This window comes from Aliidiomarina minuta (genome assembly GCF_003987145.1).
GTDB lineage: Bacteria > Pseudomonadota > Gammaproteobacteria > Enterobacterales > Alteromonadaceae > Aliidiomarina > Aliidiomarina minuta.
This window is the reverse complement of sequence record NZ_PIPL01000003.1, coordinates 189,472-206,865: the sequence shown is the minus strand read 5'-3', so window position 1 is coordinate 206,865 and position 17,394 is coordinate 189,472. Positions and strand designations below refer to the sequence as shown.

Here is a 17,394-nt window from a genome sequence, read left to right as displayed (position 1 = left end):
TCAATCCTCAGTTTTTTGCTCATCCGGCTCGCTCGAAGCCTTCTTACCTGGTGTGTAAAAACGAGCGAAAAATAAACCCAGCTCAAACAGCAGCCACATTGGCACAGCCAGTAATGTCTGCGAAATCACATCTGGAGGAGTCAGCAACATACCAACTATGAAAACCCCTACTATGACGTAGGCTCGTTTTGCCCGCAATTGCTCCGGTGTGGTAGTTCCACTCCAACACAGCAATAAAATAGCAATGGGTATTTCAAAGGCAATACCAAAAGCAAAGAATATCTTCAATACAAAATCAAGGTAACTGGAAATATCAGTAGCTATAGTAATACCTTCAGGCGCCATGCTGGTAAAAAAGGCAAACGCCAAAGGCAGAACGACATAATAGGCAAAGGCAATGCCGCCATAAAAAAGCAGGGTGCTACTAATCAACAAAGGGGCAACCAGGCGTTTCTCTTTTTTATAAAGCCCAGGAGCTATAAAACGCCATACCTGATGCAATAAAAAAGGGACAGCAATGGCAACGGAAAGCACCATGGTTAGCTTAAAAGGCGCAAAAAACGGAGCTCCGACTTCTGTCGCTATCATGCTGGTGCCTTCCGGCAAATGCGCCATCAGGGGCGATGCCAGCCAATGATAGATGTCACGGGCGAAATATATCAGCGCCACAAAAATAAGCAGCACAGCGGCAATGCTGCGCAATAACGCATTACGTAATTCGGCTAAATGGCTGAGCAAAGAACCTTCATCCTGATTCATTCGGTTTGTCCTCAGCGTCCTTATTCTTTTCCTCGGAAGGTTTCTCTGCCGCAGCATCTTTTTTAGCGTACGGTGCCTGCACACTGGCAGCGGCTCGTTGCAACTCAGCCAGCGACTTTTTCAAATCATCGGGTAGATTGTCAATATCGTCTGCACTTTCAATTTTTTTTAAATTTTCATGCAGCTCTTTGATTCGCAACTCATGATTGAGTTCGGCTTCCATTCGACTTCCAAACTGGCGCGCACGGGCCATGCCGCGCTGCACCGAACGTATTGCTCTGGGCAAACGTTCCGGTCCAAGTACCAGCAAGCCCATCAGAGCAATAATTAATAACTCCCAGAAGCCGATATCAAACATAGTTAGTCACGTTTGTCCTGTTCCTGTTTCTCAGCTTCGCTTTGCTTGCTGAAGTCAGCATCTTCTTTATGCTGCACTTTAGATGCAGGTTCTTCTTTTTTCTCATCATCGCCCATTTCTTTCTTAAAACCACGTAGAGCTGAACCCAGATCGCCGCCGAGACTGCGTATTTTTTTACTGCCAAACAGCAGCACAATGATGAGCAGAATAATAACTAACTGCCAGATACTAATACCCATATATTACCTCACTTTATAAAATGTCGGGGCCTGTCGCGCCAGGCTTTGAACCATGAAAACAAGGCTACAGCGCCGGCTCCGGCAGCCCACCAGGGCTCTTCTGCTACTAATACCAGCACCAGGGTTGAAACACTTAAGGTGCTTGCCACGAAAGCCCAAATACGACTTTCAGCAGCCTGCTGTTGTTGCATCAGCAGTTCTTCCATATAGTTCTGTTGTATTTTCATCTGCATTTTACTTTGCTGCAAAGTGTCATACACCAGTGACGGCATTTGCGGTAACTTTTCCGCCCAGTAAGGAGCATGTTCTTTCACGGAACGTAATACCGCTCGCCAGCCAACCTGTTCGTGCATCCAGCGCTCGAGATAAGGTTTGGCCGTTTTCCAGAGGTCTAAGTCCGGATACAGATTACGTCCTAAACCTTCGACATAAAGCAACGTTTTCTGCAGCAGGACCAGTTGCGGCTGCACTTCCATTTCAAAACGCCGTGCCGTATTAAACAGATTAATTAATACATGACCGAAAGAAATTTCTTTCAGCGGTTTTTCAAAAATGGGTTCGCATACTGTGCGTATCGCCGATTCAAAGTCTTCAATATTAATATGCGAAGGCACCCAGCCGGAATCCACATGCAACTCAGCAACCTTACGATAATCGCGATTAAAAAAGGCGATGAAGTTTTCCGCCAGATAACGTTTATCATCCCGGTTTAACGTACCCACAATGCCAAAATCGATAGCCAGATAACGCGGGTCTTCGGGACGGGATGCGTCAACAAAAATATTACCGGGGTGCATATCCGCGTGAAAAAAGCTATCTCTGAAGACCTGAGTGAAGAAGACTTCAACACCACGTTCCGCCAGTAACTTAAGGTTTACTCCGGCATCCGCCAGGGTTTCCACATCGCCAATCGGAATACCCGCGATGCGCTCCATCACCATGACGTTGTTGCGTGTGTAATCACTATAGACTTCAGGAATATACAGTACTTCTGAGTCAGAAAAATTACGTCGTAGCTGAATAGCGTTAGCTGCTTCCCGAGCCAGGTTCAGCTCATCCAGCAAAGTCTTGCGGTATTCACGAATAACTTCTACTGGCTTTAAGCGTTTACCGTCTGGAAGATAACGCGCGGCCAGCATGGCAACAGACTCCATTAAGTCCAGATCAGCATGAATTGTCGCGGTAATATCCGGACGAATAACTTTAACCACCACTTCTTTAATGCTGTCATCAGGCAAAAGCAGGCTTGCCGTGTGCACCTGCGCAATAGAAGCTGAAGCTAAAGGTACCTGCTGAAACTCTACAAAAATATCTTCGACAGGCTTATCGTTCAGAGCCTTTTCTATAATACGCTGCGCCTGGTCACCGGGAAACGGAGGAACCTTATCCTGCAACATCGCCAGTTGCACAATAATATCCGGATGTAATAAGTCGCGGCGCGTGGAAAGCATCTGTCCCAGCTTCACAAAAACGGGCCCCAGGTCCTCGAGTGCCAGTCGGAAACGGACGCCAAGTGGCTTATCTTTATGCTTATTCCTAAGCCAGAATAAGCAACGCCTTGCTATACGGACATACCAGGGCAACCAGCGCTTCGGAATCATCTCGTCCACACCATGCTGCAACAGGGTTCGCAGAATTCTATAAAACCGCAGGCTACGCACTGTTATTTCTTATCCTTGTGTAACGCCTCAACACGCTTTTGCAGCGCCTTAAGGTCATCAGTAAAGATGGCAAACTCAGTTTTACCAAGCAGCAATTTTTTTTCGTCAATGAGCACATCAGCAAACCAGCGGCGCCAGTTATGTACATCCGGTAACCGCTGTTGCAGCTCGCCAACTCCCTGCGCCAGCCAAAAACCAGCGACATCACCGAAACGGTCCGCCAGAGCCTGTTCCCAATCAATATTCAGGCCCAGTACAACCTGACTGGCCTGTTGTGCAAAAATCGGGTCACCCTGCAGAATAACATCGCCCCGCTGGATAGCCTGAGTGACCTGCGTGGCATCGCTTAACTGTCCAAGAACGCTCAGGCTGGTTTGCACTTCGCCATTGATCACTTCATAGCCTTCACCGAGAAACAGCACCTCATGCTCTGTGAACGACAATGTCATTGGCCAGGGCAATTCCTGCAAGCGTAGCCTGAAGGTTTTACCCTGTACCGCCTGCAACCGGCCTTTGCTACCGGGATCCGCACGCAACGCGCTATTCACTAACGTTTCAGCCAGAGCATTAATAGCAGGTTGCAAAGACATCAGAATTTAAACCCCCGGTGCAGAGCGACAATGCCCCCGGTCATATTCTGGTAGTCTACATTCTCAAAACCAGCTGCCTGCATCAGGTTTTTCAAGGTTTCCTGATCAGGATGCATACGAATTGATTCGGCCAGGTACTGGTAGCTTTCTTTATCATTCGCAATAAGTCCGCCCATCTGCGGCAATATATTAAATGAATAAAAATCGTACGCCTGATTCAGCAGTTCCTGCTCGGGTTTAGAAAATTCCAGTACCAGCAGTCGCCCGCCGGGTTTGAGCACGCGCAGCATAGAGCGCAGCGCTTTGTCTTTATCGGTGACATTACGCAAGCCAAAAGCGATAGTGATGACATCAAAGTGGTCATCGGGGAAAGGGAGTTCTTCTGCGTTGGCCTGGACATAGTCAACATTGCCTACAATGCCCATGTCCTGCAGCTTAGTACGACCAACTTCCAGCATAGATGCGTTGATGTCCGCTAATACGACCTGACCTTCAGGGCCAACAATTCGCGAAAATCTGGCGGCCAGATCACCAGTGCCACCCGCCAGGTCCAGAATACGCTGACCTTTTCGTGCCGCGCTGCTGTCAATGGTTTGCCGTTTCCATAGCCGATGAATGCCAAATGACATCACATCATTCATTACATCGTATTTCGCTGCCACCGAATCAAAAACGCCGCCGACAAGGCTGACTTTCTTTTCTTTATCAACGGTTTGATAACCAAAATGAGTGGTTTCTTGTGGATTCTCTTTCATAGCCTTTAGCTCACTGTCCGCGTGCGAAGCCATAGTGTACTGCAAGGGCGGCTTTTCCCCAACACCTGGCGTATGAAAAGCTACACTTGAGCGTAACGTTCGCCCTGGGGTAACCAGCGCAACATAAGGCGCTTACCAAGATCAGGATAGTCCTGCACAATGACAGGGGCCAGTTGCTGAATTTTCGGAATTAATCCTGCGTCACGCACTAAGTCAGCCACCTTCATCTGCGCCAGACCGGTCTGGCGAGCTCCCAGCAATTCACCCGGCCCGCGCAACTCAAGATCGCGCTCTGCAATCACAAAACCATCGTCGCTTTCGCGCAATACTGCCAGCCGCTGACTAGCCTGCGCAGAGAGCGGCGTTTTGTACAGCAACACACAATGGGAAGCAACGGCGCCGCGCCCCACACGACCACGTAGCTGATGCAACTGGGCCAGTCCCAGACGTTCCGGGTTTTCAATAATCATCAGGCTCGCATTCGGCACATCAACCCCTACTTCAATCACCGTAGTGGCCACCAGTAAATCCAGTTCACCGGCTTTGAATTCATGCATAATGCGTTCTTTCTCTTTACTTTTCAGCCGCCCATGCACCAAACCAATGCGTAACTCCGGCAAGGCCAGCTGTAGCTGTTCTGCGGTATCTTCTGCCGCCTGGCATTGCAGGGCTTCGGATTCTTCAATTAAAGTGCAGACCCAATACGCCTGGCGGTTTTCTCCCCGACTAACTTCGTCAACCCGCTGAATAACCTGATCGCGACGTGTGTCGGGGATAGCGACCGTGGTAATTGCCGTGCGGCCAGGGGGCAGCTCGTCAATAATGGAAGTGGCCAGATCGGCATAAGCCGTCATTGCCAGCGTTCGCGGAATAGGCGTTGCTGTCATCACCAACTGGTGGGGGTGTACGCCCTGTTGTTCGCCCTTTTCACGCAACGCCAGCCGCTGATGCACACCAAAACGGTGCTGCTCATCAATAATCACTAACGCCAGATTGTGAAAATGTACCGACTCCTGAAACAAAGCATGAGTACCCACTACAAACTGCGTCTGACCACTGCGTAAATGCTCCAGCTGCTGTTCCCGACTTTTGCCCTTTTGTTTGCCCGCTAACCAGCCCACCTGAATCCCCAAAGCCTCAAACCAAAGCCTGAAATTCATGGCATGTTGTTCCGCCAGAAGTTCAGTAGGCGCCATTAAGGCAACCTGATAACCCGCTTCGATAACCTGCAGTGCAGCCAGTGCAGCCACCACCGTTTTGCCTGAACCCACATCGCCCTGCACCAAACGCAGCATAGGTTGCGGCAACTGCATATCCGCGTCAATTTCAGTGGCTACCCGGCGCTGCGCGTTGGTGGGGCTAAAGGGCAGGCGCCGTAAAAACTGTTCGCGCAACTGGCCCTCGGGGTGAATAGCATAAGCGACCACCTGTTGGGCCTGTTGTCGCGCCTGCAACATACTAACGTGATGCGCCAGCAGCTCTTCCATGGCTAGCCTGCGCTGCGCCGGGTGCACACCTTCCAATAGTGACTGCTGATCGGCATCAGTTGGTGGATTATGTAAAATGCGAATAGCTTCTGCCAGTGGCATTTCGTCACTGGCTAAGGACGCGGGTAATAATTCCGGCACACTGTCCTGGTTCAGATAGCTCAATGCCTGACTGGCAATACTGCGCAGAGTCGCCTGATGTACCCCTTCAGTGGCCGGATATATAGGCGTCAGCGTCTCTTCCAGTACCACAGGCCCTTCATCCAGCAGGCGATATTCCGGGTGAATAATTTCAGGCCCTGTTGGGCCCGGCCGAACCTCGCCATAAATATGCAGCTGGGTTCCTGTAGTTAACCCTTTTTGCTGCGCCGCGCTGAACTGAAAAAAACGTAAAGTAAGCGTACCGGTATTATCGGCAACCCGGCACAATAAAGCGCGACGTTTGCCATAGTGCACCCGGGTATCCACTACGCGGGCAACTATAGTGGCAAATTCGCCAGGACGCACGCTGGCAATAGCGGCAACCCTTGTCCTGTCCTGATAACGATTCGGCAAATGAAAAAGCGCGTCCTGCACAGAAAACAGACCCAGTTTTTCCAGTTTAGCCGCCATCTTAGGGCCTACACCCTTCAGTGTTGTCAGCGCTATTTGCGCCAGGGGAGATACTCTATCCACAGGCTGTCCATTTATTGCTTACAATTCAATTGCTACGGCTCTTACAAAACAGTATAACGTTAAGGAAATGCTCCCCGCCAGTTGCCTAGAAGCGAGCAACCCGTTAAGGTGTGGCAATACTAATTTAAAACGATCTGCATACACACGTGAGGAAAGCCGATGAGAGGCTTGTTTTATCAGCACCGCCCCTGGCAGAAATTAAACTGTCTGACCGCATTTCTAGCTGCACTTATGGTGCTTTTCTTTCACGGAATACTCAATTTGCTCAGTACGGGCCGCAGCGCTTTAACTGCAGATGACTCTTCACTGACTCATATTCTGAGTTCATCAGAAATACACCGGCTACTTTCTGAGAGTGACTTCTGGATCGCTCAGGTGCAAGGTTTCTTTTCTATTTTCAGCAATATCGGACTCTGGCTACACATTGTCTGGTTACCTGTCAGCATCGCATTGATCATCGTTATTCGGGGGCTTTGCACCCTGACTGGCCGCCCCCGCTGGCAAGCCAGTATATTTCTTATGGTAGCAGGCTCACTGGCACTGCATCTGATACACATTTTCATTTCACCAGCCGCCACCCTGAATCAACTGGCAGCCGGCCCCGCAGTGGCCCTGTATTTTTCTCTGGCCGCGTTCTGGGCATCGGCCAGTCGTTTACGAGGACCTAACTCACACTAAAAGTTAAACTTGCGCGTGACATCATACAGATCCATGCGCCGGTCTTTCAGGTTAGTCACTGAGCCTTCATGGTGAAGGTAACGCAGCTCGTCCAGGTTCAGATCGGAGAACATCAGCATTTCAGTGTTAGGTGTGGTCTCCGACATCACCGCGTCATGCGGGAAGGCAAAATCGGAAGGCGAAAATACACTGGACTGCGCATACTGCACATCCAGGCTTTCCACTTCCGGCAGGTTGCCTACAGAACCACAGATAATGACATAACACTCATTCTCGATAGCGCGAGCCTGAGCACAATGGCGCACCCGTAAATAGGCATTGCGGGTATCCGTCCAGAAAGGTACAAAGAGCATTTCCAATCCCTCTTCTGCCATCAAACGGCCGAGTTCAGGGAACTCCACATCGTAACAAATCAGGATGCCAATACGTCCCGCATCGGTTTGAAATACCTGTACCTGATTACCACCTTCAATGACCCAGTCACGTTTTTCATGGGGCGTAATATGTAGCTTACGCTGCTCATCTACAGTTCCATCGCGATGACACAGATAACTTACGTTATACAGCGCATCACCGTCCTGCACCGGCATAGATCCGGTAATAATATTAATGTTGTAACTAACCGCCATCTGCTGCATCTCGCGCTTAAAGCGCTCGGTAAAGCCTGCCAGGAAACGAATCGCGTCCATTTGCTGACTGCTGTCACAGAGCCCCATCAAAGGCGCGTTAAAGAATTCAGGGAACAGCGCAAAGTCACTCTTATAGCTGGATAAGGCATCAACGAAATACTCGACCTGCTTAAGCAATTCTTCAACCGATTTCACCGCCCGCATTTGCCATTGCACAGCCCCAATACGCACATTGCGCGAACGCGAAGCTATGATGCTGTCAGAGGGTTCATAAAGGAAATTATTCCACTCCAGTAGAGTCGCGTAACCCTGTGATTTTTCATCTTCCGGCAGGTATTTACCCAATAACCGTTTAACGCTGAATTCATTGGCCAGCTGGAAAGTTAAAATAGGGTCATATATCTCACGGCGGTGCACTTTTTCAAGATACTGACTGGCCGTCATATCCTTGGCATATTTGTGATAGTTAACAATGCGCCCACCAGCCAGGATCGCCTTAAGGTTGAGCTGCATGCACAGTTCTTTGCGTGCATCGTACAAGCGCCGGCCCAGGCGAAAACCCCGGTATTCAGGGTGAATAAGCACATCCAGACCATACAGGGCGTCGCCATCCTTCTCATTCAGAATGGTTTCACGTTTACCCAGCAAGTCGTCATATCGGTGTGGATTGCTGAAACGGTCATAAGTAACTCTCACCGTTAAGGCAACACCGACAATTTTACCGCCATCTTCCAGGCAAATCTGCCCTTCCGGAAACTCTTTCACCAGCTTACGAATAGTGTGTTCTTCCCAGGATCCACCAATATCGTGATACACCGAGTCCATCAGTTCTTTCAGTTGCGGATAATCATCGTCGCGCAAGTTGCGCATCTGCAGATGCAGCTCATCTGGTGTCATACCTTACCTCTTTGCTATTCGTTTCTGTCTGTTAGTGTACTATCAAATAGTGATACGGTGGTTACTTTGATCACTTTCATACAATGCTTGCTCTCAGGCTCGTAGATATATAAACTTCCGGACGTCCAAACATCTGAATTAGGTTTTAATATATGTCATCAGTAAAACCCAGCGCGCTCGCTCTGCTGCCATTAGCTCTGTTTCTCGTGCTATTTCTCGGCACTGGTGTGTACTTCCATTATCAGGGCGTTGAAATGGCTTTTTATCAGCTCGCAGCCCCCGTAGCTATACTGCCAGCAATTATTCTCGCTGTAATACTCAGTAAAGAGAGCCTGAACGAACGTATTAACACCTTTATTGCCGGTGTTGGCCATAACAACATCATTACCATGTGTCTGATTTATCTGCTAGCGGGTGCCTTTTCTACCGTAGCAGCCGCCACCGGAGGGGTAGACGCAGTTGTCGCTCTAGGCCTTAATATTATTCCACCAGCATTGATTCTGCCGGGCTTATTTTTAATCGCTGCCGTAGTTTCCACCGCGATGGGCACCTCCATGGGTACACTGGCAGCGCTTAGTCCCGTTGCTCTGGGTTTAAGTCAGGCCGCGGGTATCAGCCCTGCCCTTATGGCCGGTGTACTGGTCAGTGGCGCTATGTTTGGTGATAACCTGTCTTTTATTTCAGATACTACTATCGCAGCGACCCGTACCCAGGGCTGCGCCATGAAAGACAAATTCAAAGCTAACCTGAGACTGGCAGTTCCCGCCGCCCTGCTGACCATCGCCTGGCTGGCAACGATTGACGTCGGTAGCGCACCTATTGAAGTACCAGATGCTAACCTGTGGCTGGCTATTCCCTACTTCGCCATCATTGCACTGGCCGTAGCTGGTTTGAATGTATTCATTGTGCTGACGCTGGGAATTTTAATGGCGGCGGCCTTCGGCATGGTGGCTGTCGACTACGCAATGGCAAGTTTCACCCAGGATATCTATCTTGGTTTTGAAAGCATGCAGGAGATTTTCCTCTTGTCACTCTTTATCGGCGGCCTGTCTGCTTTGATCCGCCAGCAGGGTGGTCTTGCTTTCCTTTCGCAAAGTGTTGTGAGCCTCACTTCCAGGCTCAGCAAACAACCTCAGCGTTCGTCGTCCTTCGGCATCGCAGGTATGACAGCACTGACTAACCTGGCAGTTGCCAATAACACAGTCACTATATTACTGGCCGGTGAAGTCAGTAAAAAGCTGGCTGAAGAAGGCAGGCTAGCCCCCAAACAAAGTGCCAGCTTTCTGGATATCTTTGCCTGTGTAGTGCAGGGGGTTCTGCCTTATGGTGCTCAAGCGCTGCTGCTCGGGGCTACTTTTAGCATTTCGCCTCTCGCCGTCAGTGTGCATACCGGATATTGCTTTATTCTCGGTGCCGTAGCCATTGGTTACATTGTTTTCTTCCGGCCAATCATGCTGGAACCGGAAGCTGAACCCGACAAGATCTAGGTCGTCGACGAGACTTCCATTACACCGTCAATTTCAATCTGGGCACCTTTGGGGAGGGCACGAACCCCAATGGCTGCCCGTGCCGGATAAGGCGTGCTGAAAAATTCAGTCATTACCTCATTAACGACTGCGAACTGGCCTAAATCAGTCAGATAAATCTGCATCTTAACCATTTCCTGAAGGCTACCATCAGCGGCTTCACACACCGCTGACAGGTTTTTAAAGACCTGTACGGCCTGCTGGCGAAAGTCATCACTAACCATTTCCATGCTCGCTGGTACTAAGGGGATTTGACCCGACAAATACACCGTAGTGCCGACTTTTACCGCTTGCGAATAAGGGCCTATAGCGGCAGGAGCCTTCTCTGTGTTAACAATTATCTTGGACATTTTATTTCCTCAAGCGGGACACGCGCTGCACGTTAGACAGTTTGCGCAATTGACGCATAACTTCAGCTAAGTGCTTGCGGTCATTAATAGTAATAGCTACATCAATAAAATAAATACTGGAGTCTATTTCTTCAGTTTTCAAACCATGAATATTACAGCCAGTCTTAGCTATGGTTGAGGTCAGACGCGCCAGCGCGCCCTGATGGTTAACCATTTCAATACGCAACTCAGAAACAAACTGAGCGTCTGGTTTGTTGTCCCATTGCACCGGGAAGTATTTGCCCGGTTCTTCCTCATAACCACGTACGTTTTTACACTCGCGGCGGTGAATAACTAAGCCTTTACCCGGGCTCACGTGAGCCAGAATGTCGTCTCCCGGAATGGGTCGGCAACACTTAGCAAAAGTAACCAGTAAACCGTCGGCCCCTTTAATCGCCAGGCTACGACTGCTGGTATCGTCGCTATCGCCTCTAAGGCCCTGCTCGTCCCCCAGCAAGCGACGAGCTACGGCCACGCTCATCAGATTACCCAGGCCAATATCACGAATTAATTCCGCTTTATTGCTGCGCTTCATTTCTTTAGCGACACGGGCATACTCAGTATCATCAATATCGTCGTAATTCATCTGCCCTAAGGCTGCACGTAACAAACGTTCGCCCAATACTTCGGCTTCATCAGTTTCCTGACTTTTCAGCACCTGGCGGATTTTCGCCCGCGCTTTGCCTGTGACTACAAAATTCAGCCAGGCAATATTTGGCCGCGACCCTGGCGCGGTCCTGATTTCTACTGTCTGTCCGGTTTCCAGCGGCTTGCTCAGTGAATACGCCCGGTGATTGACCCGCGCACCAATACAGGTATTGCCCACATCGGTATGCACGGCATAGGCGAAGTCCACAGCGGTCGCCCCCTGTGGAAGCTCAACAATGCGCCCATCCGGGGCGAACACATAAATTTCTTCCGGGAAAAGCTCAGATTTAACGTTTTCTATAAATTCAAACGAACTGCCAGCGCTTTGCTGCAATTCCAGCAGACTCTGCATCCATTTTTGCGCCCGCACCTGCGCGGTCGTCCCGCTGTCATCATTATCTTTATACAACCAATGCGCCGCCACACCACGATCCGCCATCAGCTCCATTTCTTCAGTACGCACCTGAATTTCCACCGGCACCCCATGAGGGCCTTTAAGAGAGGTGTGCAGGGATTGGTAACCATTGGATTTAGGGATCGCAATGTAATCTTTAAAACGGGTCTCTATAGGTTTATACAGATTATGCACAGCGCCAATAACGCGGTAACAGGTATCTACAGTGTCTACTACAATGCGAAAAGCGTAAATATCCATGACCTGATCGAAATTGAGTTCTTTATGCAGCATTTTGCGGTAAATACTATAAAGATGCTTTTCGCGGCCGGAAACCCGTGCCTGAATGCCTATCTCGTCTAATCGGTTAATAATTTCCTGCTTCGTTCTATCCAGCAGTTCTTTACGATTGCCCCGTGCTTTTTTAACTTCACTTTCCAGAAAACGCGCACGCATCGGGTACATGGCTTTAAAACCCAGGGCTTCTAATTCGTTTTTTATATTGTGAATACCCAGGCGGTGCGCCAGAGGAGAGTAGATCTCTAAAGTTTCACGCGCGATACGACGCCGTTTATCAGGGCGCAGGTGGCCTATGGTGCGCATATTATGAGTGCGGTCCGCCAGCTTGATTAGAATAACCCGGATATCCTGCACCATAGCCATGATCATCTTGCGGTAATTCTCGGTTTGCAGCTCTTCCTTGCTGGTAAACTCCAGTTTATCCAGCTTAGAAACGCCTTCCACCAGTTCCGCTACCGTCGCGCCAAAAAGCTCAGCAAGGTCTTCCTTACCCAGGCGGGTGTCTTCAATAACATCGTGTAACAGGGCTGCCATCAGAGTTTCATGATCCAGGCGCATGTCTGCCAGGATCCCAGCTACCGCAACGGGATGGGTTATGTAGGGTTCGCCACTTTGTCGTTTCTGATCACCATGAGCGTCGAAGGACACTTTAAAGGCTTCATAAATCCGTTCAACCTGCTCAGGCGGCAAGTATGCAGAAACCTGATTTCGTAAACCTTCAAATAAATACACGCAACATCTCTTAATTGGATAAAAGTTACATCATCAGGGCAGGATACGAATAAATAGAGGTTTTGCCAACGCTTTCGTTAATTTAGCAAACCGATAGGGGATATCGGTTTATCTGCACAGAAATAAAAACGCCCGCGAAAATCTCGCGGGCTGTTTATATTATTCGTGACCGTCAGAATTACGCAATGCTGTAACAGCTGCCATTTCGGCTTCATCGCTTGCGTACTGAGCGACCTGATCATCCTGATCAAGACGAGCGGCGTCAATTAAACCCGCTTCAATTTCGCGCAGTGCGATAACGGTTGGTTTTTCGTTGTCAGTCTCAACTAATGGCGCTTTGCCATAGTTAGCGATCTGACGCGCGCGGCGTGATGCGACCAGCACCAGATCAAACCGGTTACCAATGCGATCTACAGCGTCTTCTACAGTTACCCGTGCCATCTCAACACTCCACTAAAGTTGTTCAAAATCCTGTAAGGTCGCGTATTGTACTGGAAATGAGCTATTCCGCCAAGAGATCATGCAGAATTTCACGATGCCGTATCTGTTGTTTGGAACGTCGCTGGCGCTGACTGAGTACAATATGTTCAAGCTTATCAACGGAGTCATCAAAGTTTTCATTGACAATAAGGTAGCTAAATTCACTGTAATGTTTCATTTCTGCCTGCGCTTTACTCATGCGTTCAGCGATAACTTCTTCACTATCCTGGCCCCGGGTACGCAATCGGCGCTCCAGTTCCGCATTTGAAGGCGGTAGAATAAAGATAGTGTGTACACCCGGATACGCGGCCTTCACCTGACGGGTTCCCTGCCAGTCGATATCCAGAAAAACATCGACGCCGCTGGCCAGCGTATCTTCAATAACATGCCGGGAAGTGCCGTAATAATGAGTGAACACTTTCGCATACTCATAGAAGTCGCCTTTTTCAGCCTGCTCTATAAAGCTTTTTTCATCGACAAAATAATAATGCTCGCCTTCCACCTCGCCAGGCCGGGGCTTACGGGTCGTGGTGCTGACCGAAACCTGCATTGAGTTATCGGGGTGGCGCTTTAACAGGGCTTGGATCATACTGGATTTGCCAGCTCCGCTAGGAGCTGCAATGACAAATAGATTTCCACTGACTTTGCTCATAATTTGGGCCGCAACTTGTGTGTCAGAAAAGTTGCAATATAAAATACCCTGAAATGAGCAAAAAGACTAATATTGCGATATGCTGAAGCATGTTTTAAACCCCTTGAAACGTTCTGGAAAGGTAAAAAAATGGATATCACCAGCTGGATTCTGATTGCAGTAGCGGTACTGATTGTGTTGTTTATTATTCGTGTATACAACCAACTGGTCACCCTTAAAAATCGTTTTAAAAATTCCTTTGCGCAGATTGAGGTGCAACTGAAACGTCGCCATGATCTGATCCCTAACCTGGTCGAAACCGCCAAGGGTTACTTAAGTCACGAGCGGGAAACCCTGGAGTCAGTTACTCAGGCGCGTAACCAGGCACAATCGGCCCTGCAAAAAGCCTCGGGCGCTGCCGGACAAAAAGGACCTATGCAGGATCTGGCCGGGGCTGAAAATGCACTGACTGGTGCTATGGGTCGCCTCAACGTGGTTATGGAAGCTTACCCTGACCTGAAAGCCAGTCAGAATATGCAACAACTAAGTGAAGAACTGACCACCACTGAAAACCGTGTGGCTTTCTCACGTCAGGCATATAATGATTCCGTGATGAACTACAACACCTACCGCCAGTCGTTTCCTCAGGTCGCGCTGGCAGGTTTATTCGGTCACGGTGAAGATGCTAGTCTGCTTGAGTTCGAAGACAGCGAACAAATTCAGCAGGCGCCTAAGGTATCCTTCTAACTTATGAATTTCTTTCATCATCAAGACATTGCCCGGCGTAACACCCGCTTACTGGGCATTTTATTTACCCTTGCGGTTATTCTGCTGGTCAGTGCGGTGGCTATTCTGGTCGCCGTTTTTGCCGGGGGCCTGGAGCAAACGCAACAGGCGCCAGGCGCGCCCGCTCCAGAATGGCGACTGCACTGGGATATTGTCATTGCTTCCGCTGGCGTGGCCCTTTCAGTAGTGGGTTTTGCCGTCCTTTACAAATGGATGGTATTACGTCCCGGTGGCAAAGTGGTCGCTGAACATCTGGGGGGCCGTCGCTTAAGCCCGGACAGCACGGACCCTCTCGAGCGCAAAGTGCTCAACGTGGTCGAGGAAATGGCAATTGCTGCCAATATGCCGGTTCCACCTGTGTACCTGCTTGATAAAGAACCTGCTATTAATGCATTTGCCGCAGGATATAGCCCTCGTGATGCAGTCATTGGCATTACCCGCGGTGGCGCAGAAAAACTAACCCGAGCACAATTGCAGGGTGTCGTGGCTCATGAGATTGCCCATATTCTGAATGGCGACATGCGTCTTAATATTCGCATTATCGCTATCCTCAATGGCATTCTCTTTATTTCCCATGCGGGTTACCTGCTATTGCGCTTTGGTGCCTTACGCGGTGGCCGCAGTAACGGTAAAAACGCAGCCCTGCCTTTACTGGGTCTTGGTTTGCTCATAGTGGGCGCGATCGGCGTTTTATTTGGCAACATTATAAAAGCCGCAGTCAGCCGCCAGCGCGAGTACCTCGCTGATGCTTCTGCCGCGCAGTTCACCCGCGAACCTGAGGCCCTGGCCGGTGCTCTGCAGCAAATTGGTGTTGCCCAAAAAGGCAGTAAAGTAGAAAGCCCTAATGCTGATGAAGCTGCTCACTTGTTCTTCGGCCAGGCGGTGGGCAAATTTATGTCGGTGATGGCCACCCATCCCCCTCTGCAGGATCGTATTAAGCGTCTGACGCCGCACTGGGATGGTAAATATAAAGCCAATCCAGAAGCCAAACCTGACCTGGATACTAAAGCGCAGGAACAAAGTCAGGAGCAGTTCGCTCGTCGCCTGACCGCACTGGTTGCTGCTTTGCCCATTCCGCAGGATCTCATTGAAGACGCCCGCAACCCCGATCATGCCAGAGCACTCATTTTTGCATTGCTGTTAAGCGACAACACGGAAACCCGTGCCAGTCAGTTGCAACTCTTACGGGAACGTCAGTCAGAGGCTCTGGTCGCCGACGTTGAAGCACATATAGAAAGTGTTAAGGCGCTGCCCATGGAAGACCAGCTTCCGCTCACTGAGCTGACCATGCCAGCACTTAAAATGATGGACAGCCGGGCCGCTTCCGCATTCTTAAATACCATGCAACAGGTCATTGATGTGGATGCGCAGGTGACCTTATACGAATGGTGCCTGTATGAAGTGGTTTCGCGTTATCTGCAGGGCGAACATAATCGTCGTCAGCAAAGTACCGGTGGGGTTAAGAAAAATCGAATGCAGGATGCGCAGCTAAGCCTTTCCGTACTGGCCCGTTATGGCCACGAGGAACAGGAAACTGCCGAAAAAGCTTTCAAAGCCGGCGCCGATAAGTTCTCTACCCAACTTAACTATCTGGATCAGGAGCAACTTAATTTTGCTCAGTTAAGCGACGCATTGTCACGTATTGATCAATGGCGAGCGCTGGAGAAGGAGCGTATCGTCGATGCCTGGCTTGCCTGTGCTGGATACGACCACAGCATCAGCCCTATTGAGCGCAAGTTACTCTTCACGTTATGCAGCTGTATCGGCGAACCTCTTCCCGAACTACCTGATGCTTCTTAATCCTTCGTTAAATGCACCGCAGCACGGATGCTGGCGGCGGTGCGTTTGGGATCTTCCTGCATAAAACAATGCTTCCCCGGTACCCAGTGCAGAAGCATAGCGTCAGTCAAACCTGCCCAGCGCTTTGCGGCCTGCCGGGCGAAAGGATAAGTATCCTCGCCCATCCAAACCTGGGTTGGCACTGACAATTGGCCTAAATAAGGCCACAATCCCTTCGCATATGAGCTAAACAGCTCGGCCTCCCGTTGCGGCGGGCACTTTAGAGTCCACTGCCCTTGCTCTCCCGCATGCATCGCATGTTTTACATAAGCTTCCAGGGCATCCGGGTGCCAGTTCCTGAACATGCCTCTATTATTCAGTCCCGCCAGAGCCTCCTGCTCAGAAGGCCATTCTGAACGACGTTTCAGCGCCCGGCGTGCATAGGGGTTAAAACGATAAAGTCCAAGACTATCCAGTAAGCGCATTGGCAACAGCATGCGTCGCTGAAATAAAATAGGATCTAATAACAGCAACTGATTAAACAGTTGCGGCTGCTGTTTGCTCATCATCAGGGTGGTAATGCCACCAAAGCTGTGTCCTGCTCCGTACACCGCCTGGTTGCCAAATAACGGCTGACCCACTTGCTGCCACGCCTCAACCGCGAGGTCAGCGCTAGCATTCCAGCCGACAAAACGCCCGCCATTATCACTGTCACCGTGGCCCTGAACGTCATGTAAAAAGAAATCAAAATCGTCTGACAGTTCCTGCCATAAAGGCAGATAGGTCAAACCGTTATAGCTATTCCCATGAATAAAGTGCAATACGGGCAGGTTACGCGGCTGCGAATGCTGCCCACGCAGAATAAAACCTTGTGGGGTTTGCCATTGCCACGACTTCCACTGAATACTTTTATCGTTCATCTGCCAATAACCTTAACAATTGTCGGTTGAAAAAATCTGTCCTGAGGTGCCTAATACAAGCATATCAGCAGTCAGCTATGA

The 17,394-nt window shown here is 49.8% G+C and carries 17 protein-coding genes; 4 read left to right on the top strand and 13 right to left on the bottom strand.

The features are described from left to right. From tatC to recG, 7 genes are all read right to left on the bottom strand, one after another. On the bottom strand, window positions 1-759 hold the full coding sequence (gene tatC, locus CWE09_RS12690) for a twin-arginine translocase subunit TatC (RefSeq protein WP_126804428.1): 759 nt from the start codon (window positions 757-759) through the stop codon (window positions 1-3). Continuing rightward, complete coding sequence (tatB, locus tag CWE09_RS12685; protein ID WP_126804427.1) at window positions 746-1,117, bottom strand: Sec-independent protein translocase protein TatB; 372 nt, start codon at window positions 1,115-1,117, stop codon at window positions 746-748. Before tatB ends, tatC begins: the two co-directional genes overlap by 14 nt. 2 nt (window positions 1,118-1,119) lie before the next feature. Next, window positions 1,120-1,356, bottom strand: a complete 237-nt coding sequence (tatA, locus tag CWE09_RS12680) for a twin-arginine translocase TatA/TatE family subunit (protein ID WP_126804426.1) — start codon at window positions 1,354-1,356, stop codon at window positions 1,120-1,122. A gap of 8 nt (window positions 1,357-1,364) precedes the next feature. Beyond that, window positions 1,365-3,017, bottom strand: coding sequence for a ubiquinone biosynthesis regulatory protein kinase UbiB (gene ubiB / locus CWE09_RS12675; RefSeq protein WP_126804425.1), 1,653 nt, complete (start codon window positions 3,015-3,017; stop codon window positions 1,365-1,367). A 2-nt stretch (window positions 3,018-3,019) separates the two neighbouring features. Beyond that, the gene (locus tag CWE09_RS12670; RefSeq protein WP_126804424.1) at window positions 3,020-3,607 is read right to left on the bottom strand and encodes a ubiquinone biosynthesis accessory factor UbiJ; all 588 of its coding nucleotides are present in this window, start codon (window positions 3,605-3,607) and stop codon (window positions 3,020-3,022) included. Then, the gene (gene ubiE, locus CWE09_RS12665) at window positions 3,607-4,362 is read right to left on the bottom strand and encodes a bifunctional demethylmenaquinone methyltransferase/2-methoxy-6-polyprenyl-1,4-benzoquinol methylase UbiE (protein ID WP_126804540.1); all 756 of its coding nucleotides are present in this window, start codon (window positions 4,360-4,362) and stop codon (window positions 3,607-3,609) included. Before ubiE ends, CWE09_RS12670 begins: the two co-directional genes overlap by 1 nt. A gap of 80 nt (window positions 4,363-4,442) precedes the next feature. After that, entirely contained in the window at window positions 4,443-6,524 is a 2,082-nt protein-coding gene (gene recG, locus CWE09_RS12660; RefSeq protein ID WP_126804423.1) for an ATP-dependent DNA helicase RecG, read from the bottom strand. Between the two features lie 159 nt (window positions 6,525-6,683). On the opposite strand from recG, the gene CWE09_RS12655 reads away from it, so the two are divergent. Beyond that, complete coding sequence (locus CWE09_RS12655; protein ID WP_126804422.1) at window positions 6,684-7,202, top strand: hypothetical protein; 519 nt, start codon at window positions 6,684-6,686, stop codon at window positions 7,200-7,202. On the opposite strand, the gene CWE09_RS12650 is transcribed toward CWE09_RS12655, so the two are convergent. Further along, complete coding sequence (locus CWE09_RS12650; protein ID WP_126804421.1) at window positions 7,199-8,728, bottom strand: bifunctional GNAT family N-acetyltransferase/carbon-nitrogen hydrolase family protein; 1,530 nt, start codon at window positions 8,726-8,728, stop codon at window positions 7,199-7,201. The genes CWE09_RS12655 and CWE09_RS12650 overlap by 4 nt on opposite strands. 152 nt (window positions 8,729-8,880) lie before the next feature. Here CWE09_RS12650 and CWE09_RS12645 point away from each other — a divergent pair, with 152 nt between their 5' ends. Next, on the top strand, window positions 8,881-10,215 hold the full coding sequence (locus tag CWE09_RS12645) for a Na+/H+ antiporter NhaC family protein (protein ID WP_126804420.1): 1,335 nt from the start codon (window positions 8,881-8,883) through the stop codon (window positions 10,213-10,215). Here CWE09_RS12645 and CWE09_RS12640 read toward each other — a convergent pair. The 4 genes from CWE09_RS12640 to gmk form a co-directional block, all read right to left on the bottom strand. Further along, the gene (locus CWE09_RS12640) at window positions 10,212-10,604 is read right to left on the bottom strand and encodes a RidA family protein (protein ID WP_126804419.1); all 393 of its coding nucleotides are present in this window, start codon (window positions 10,602-10,604) and stop codon (window positions 10,212-10,214) included. The genes CWE09_RS12645 and CWE09_RS12640 overlap by 4 nt on opposite strands. A gap of 1 nt (window position 10,605) precedes the next feature. After that, on the bottom strand, window positions 10,606-12,717 hold the full coding sequence (spoT, locus tag CWE09_RS12635; protein ID WP_126804418.1) for a bifunctional GTP diphosphokinase/guanosine-3',5'-bis pyrophosphate 3'-pyrophosphohydrolase: 2,112 nt from the start codon (window positions 12,715-12,717) through the stop codon (window positions 10,606-10,608). A gap of 159 nt (window positions 12,718-12,876) precedes the next feature. Beyond that, complete coding sequence (gene rpoZ / locus CWE09_RS12630) at window positions 12,877-13,158, bottom strand: DNA-directed RNA polymerase subunit omega (protein ID WP_126804417.1); 282 nt, start codon at window positions 13,156-13,158, stop codon at window positions 12,877-12,879. 61 nt (window positions 13,159-13,219) lie between these two features. Further along, window positions 13,220-13,849, bottom strand: a complete 630-nt coding sequence (gmk, locus tag CWE09_RS12625) for a guanylate kinase (RefSeq protein ID WP_126804416.1) — start codon at window positions 13,847-13,849, stop codon at window positions 13,220-13,222. Between the two features lie 129 nt (window positions 13,850-13,978). Between gmk and CWE09_RS12620 the strand changes: the two genes are divergently transcribed. Together CWE09_RS12620 and CWE09_RS12615 are read left to right on the top strand one after the other, a co-directional pair. After that, a complete protein-coding gene (locus CWE09_RS12620; RefSeq protein ID WP_126804415.1) occupies window positions 13,979-14,575 on the top strand; it encodes a LemA family protein in 597 nt (198 codons plus the stop codon). Between the two features lie 3 nt (window positions 14,576-14,578). Beyond that, complete coding sequence (locus CWE09_RS12615) at window positions 14,579-16,414, top strand: M48 family metallopeptidase (RefSeq protein ID WP_126804414.1); 1,836 nt, start codon at window positions 14,579-14,581, stop codon at window positions 16,412-16,414. On the opposite strand, the gene CWE09_RS12610 is transcribed toward CWE09_RS12615, so the two are convergent. Then, on the bottom strand, window positions 16,411-17,313 hold the full coding sequence (locus CWE09_RS12610; protein WP_126804413.1) for an alpha/beta fold hydrolase: 903 nt from the start codon (window positions 17,311-17,313) through the stop codon (window positions 16,411-16,413). The genes CWE09_RS12615 and CWE09_RS12610 overlap by 4 nt on opposite strands. Window positions 17,314-17,394: the final 81 nt, after the last annotated feature.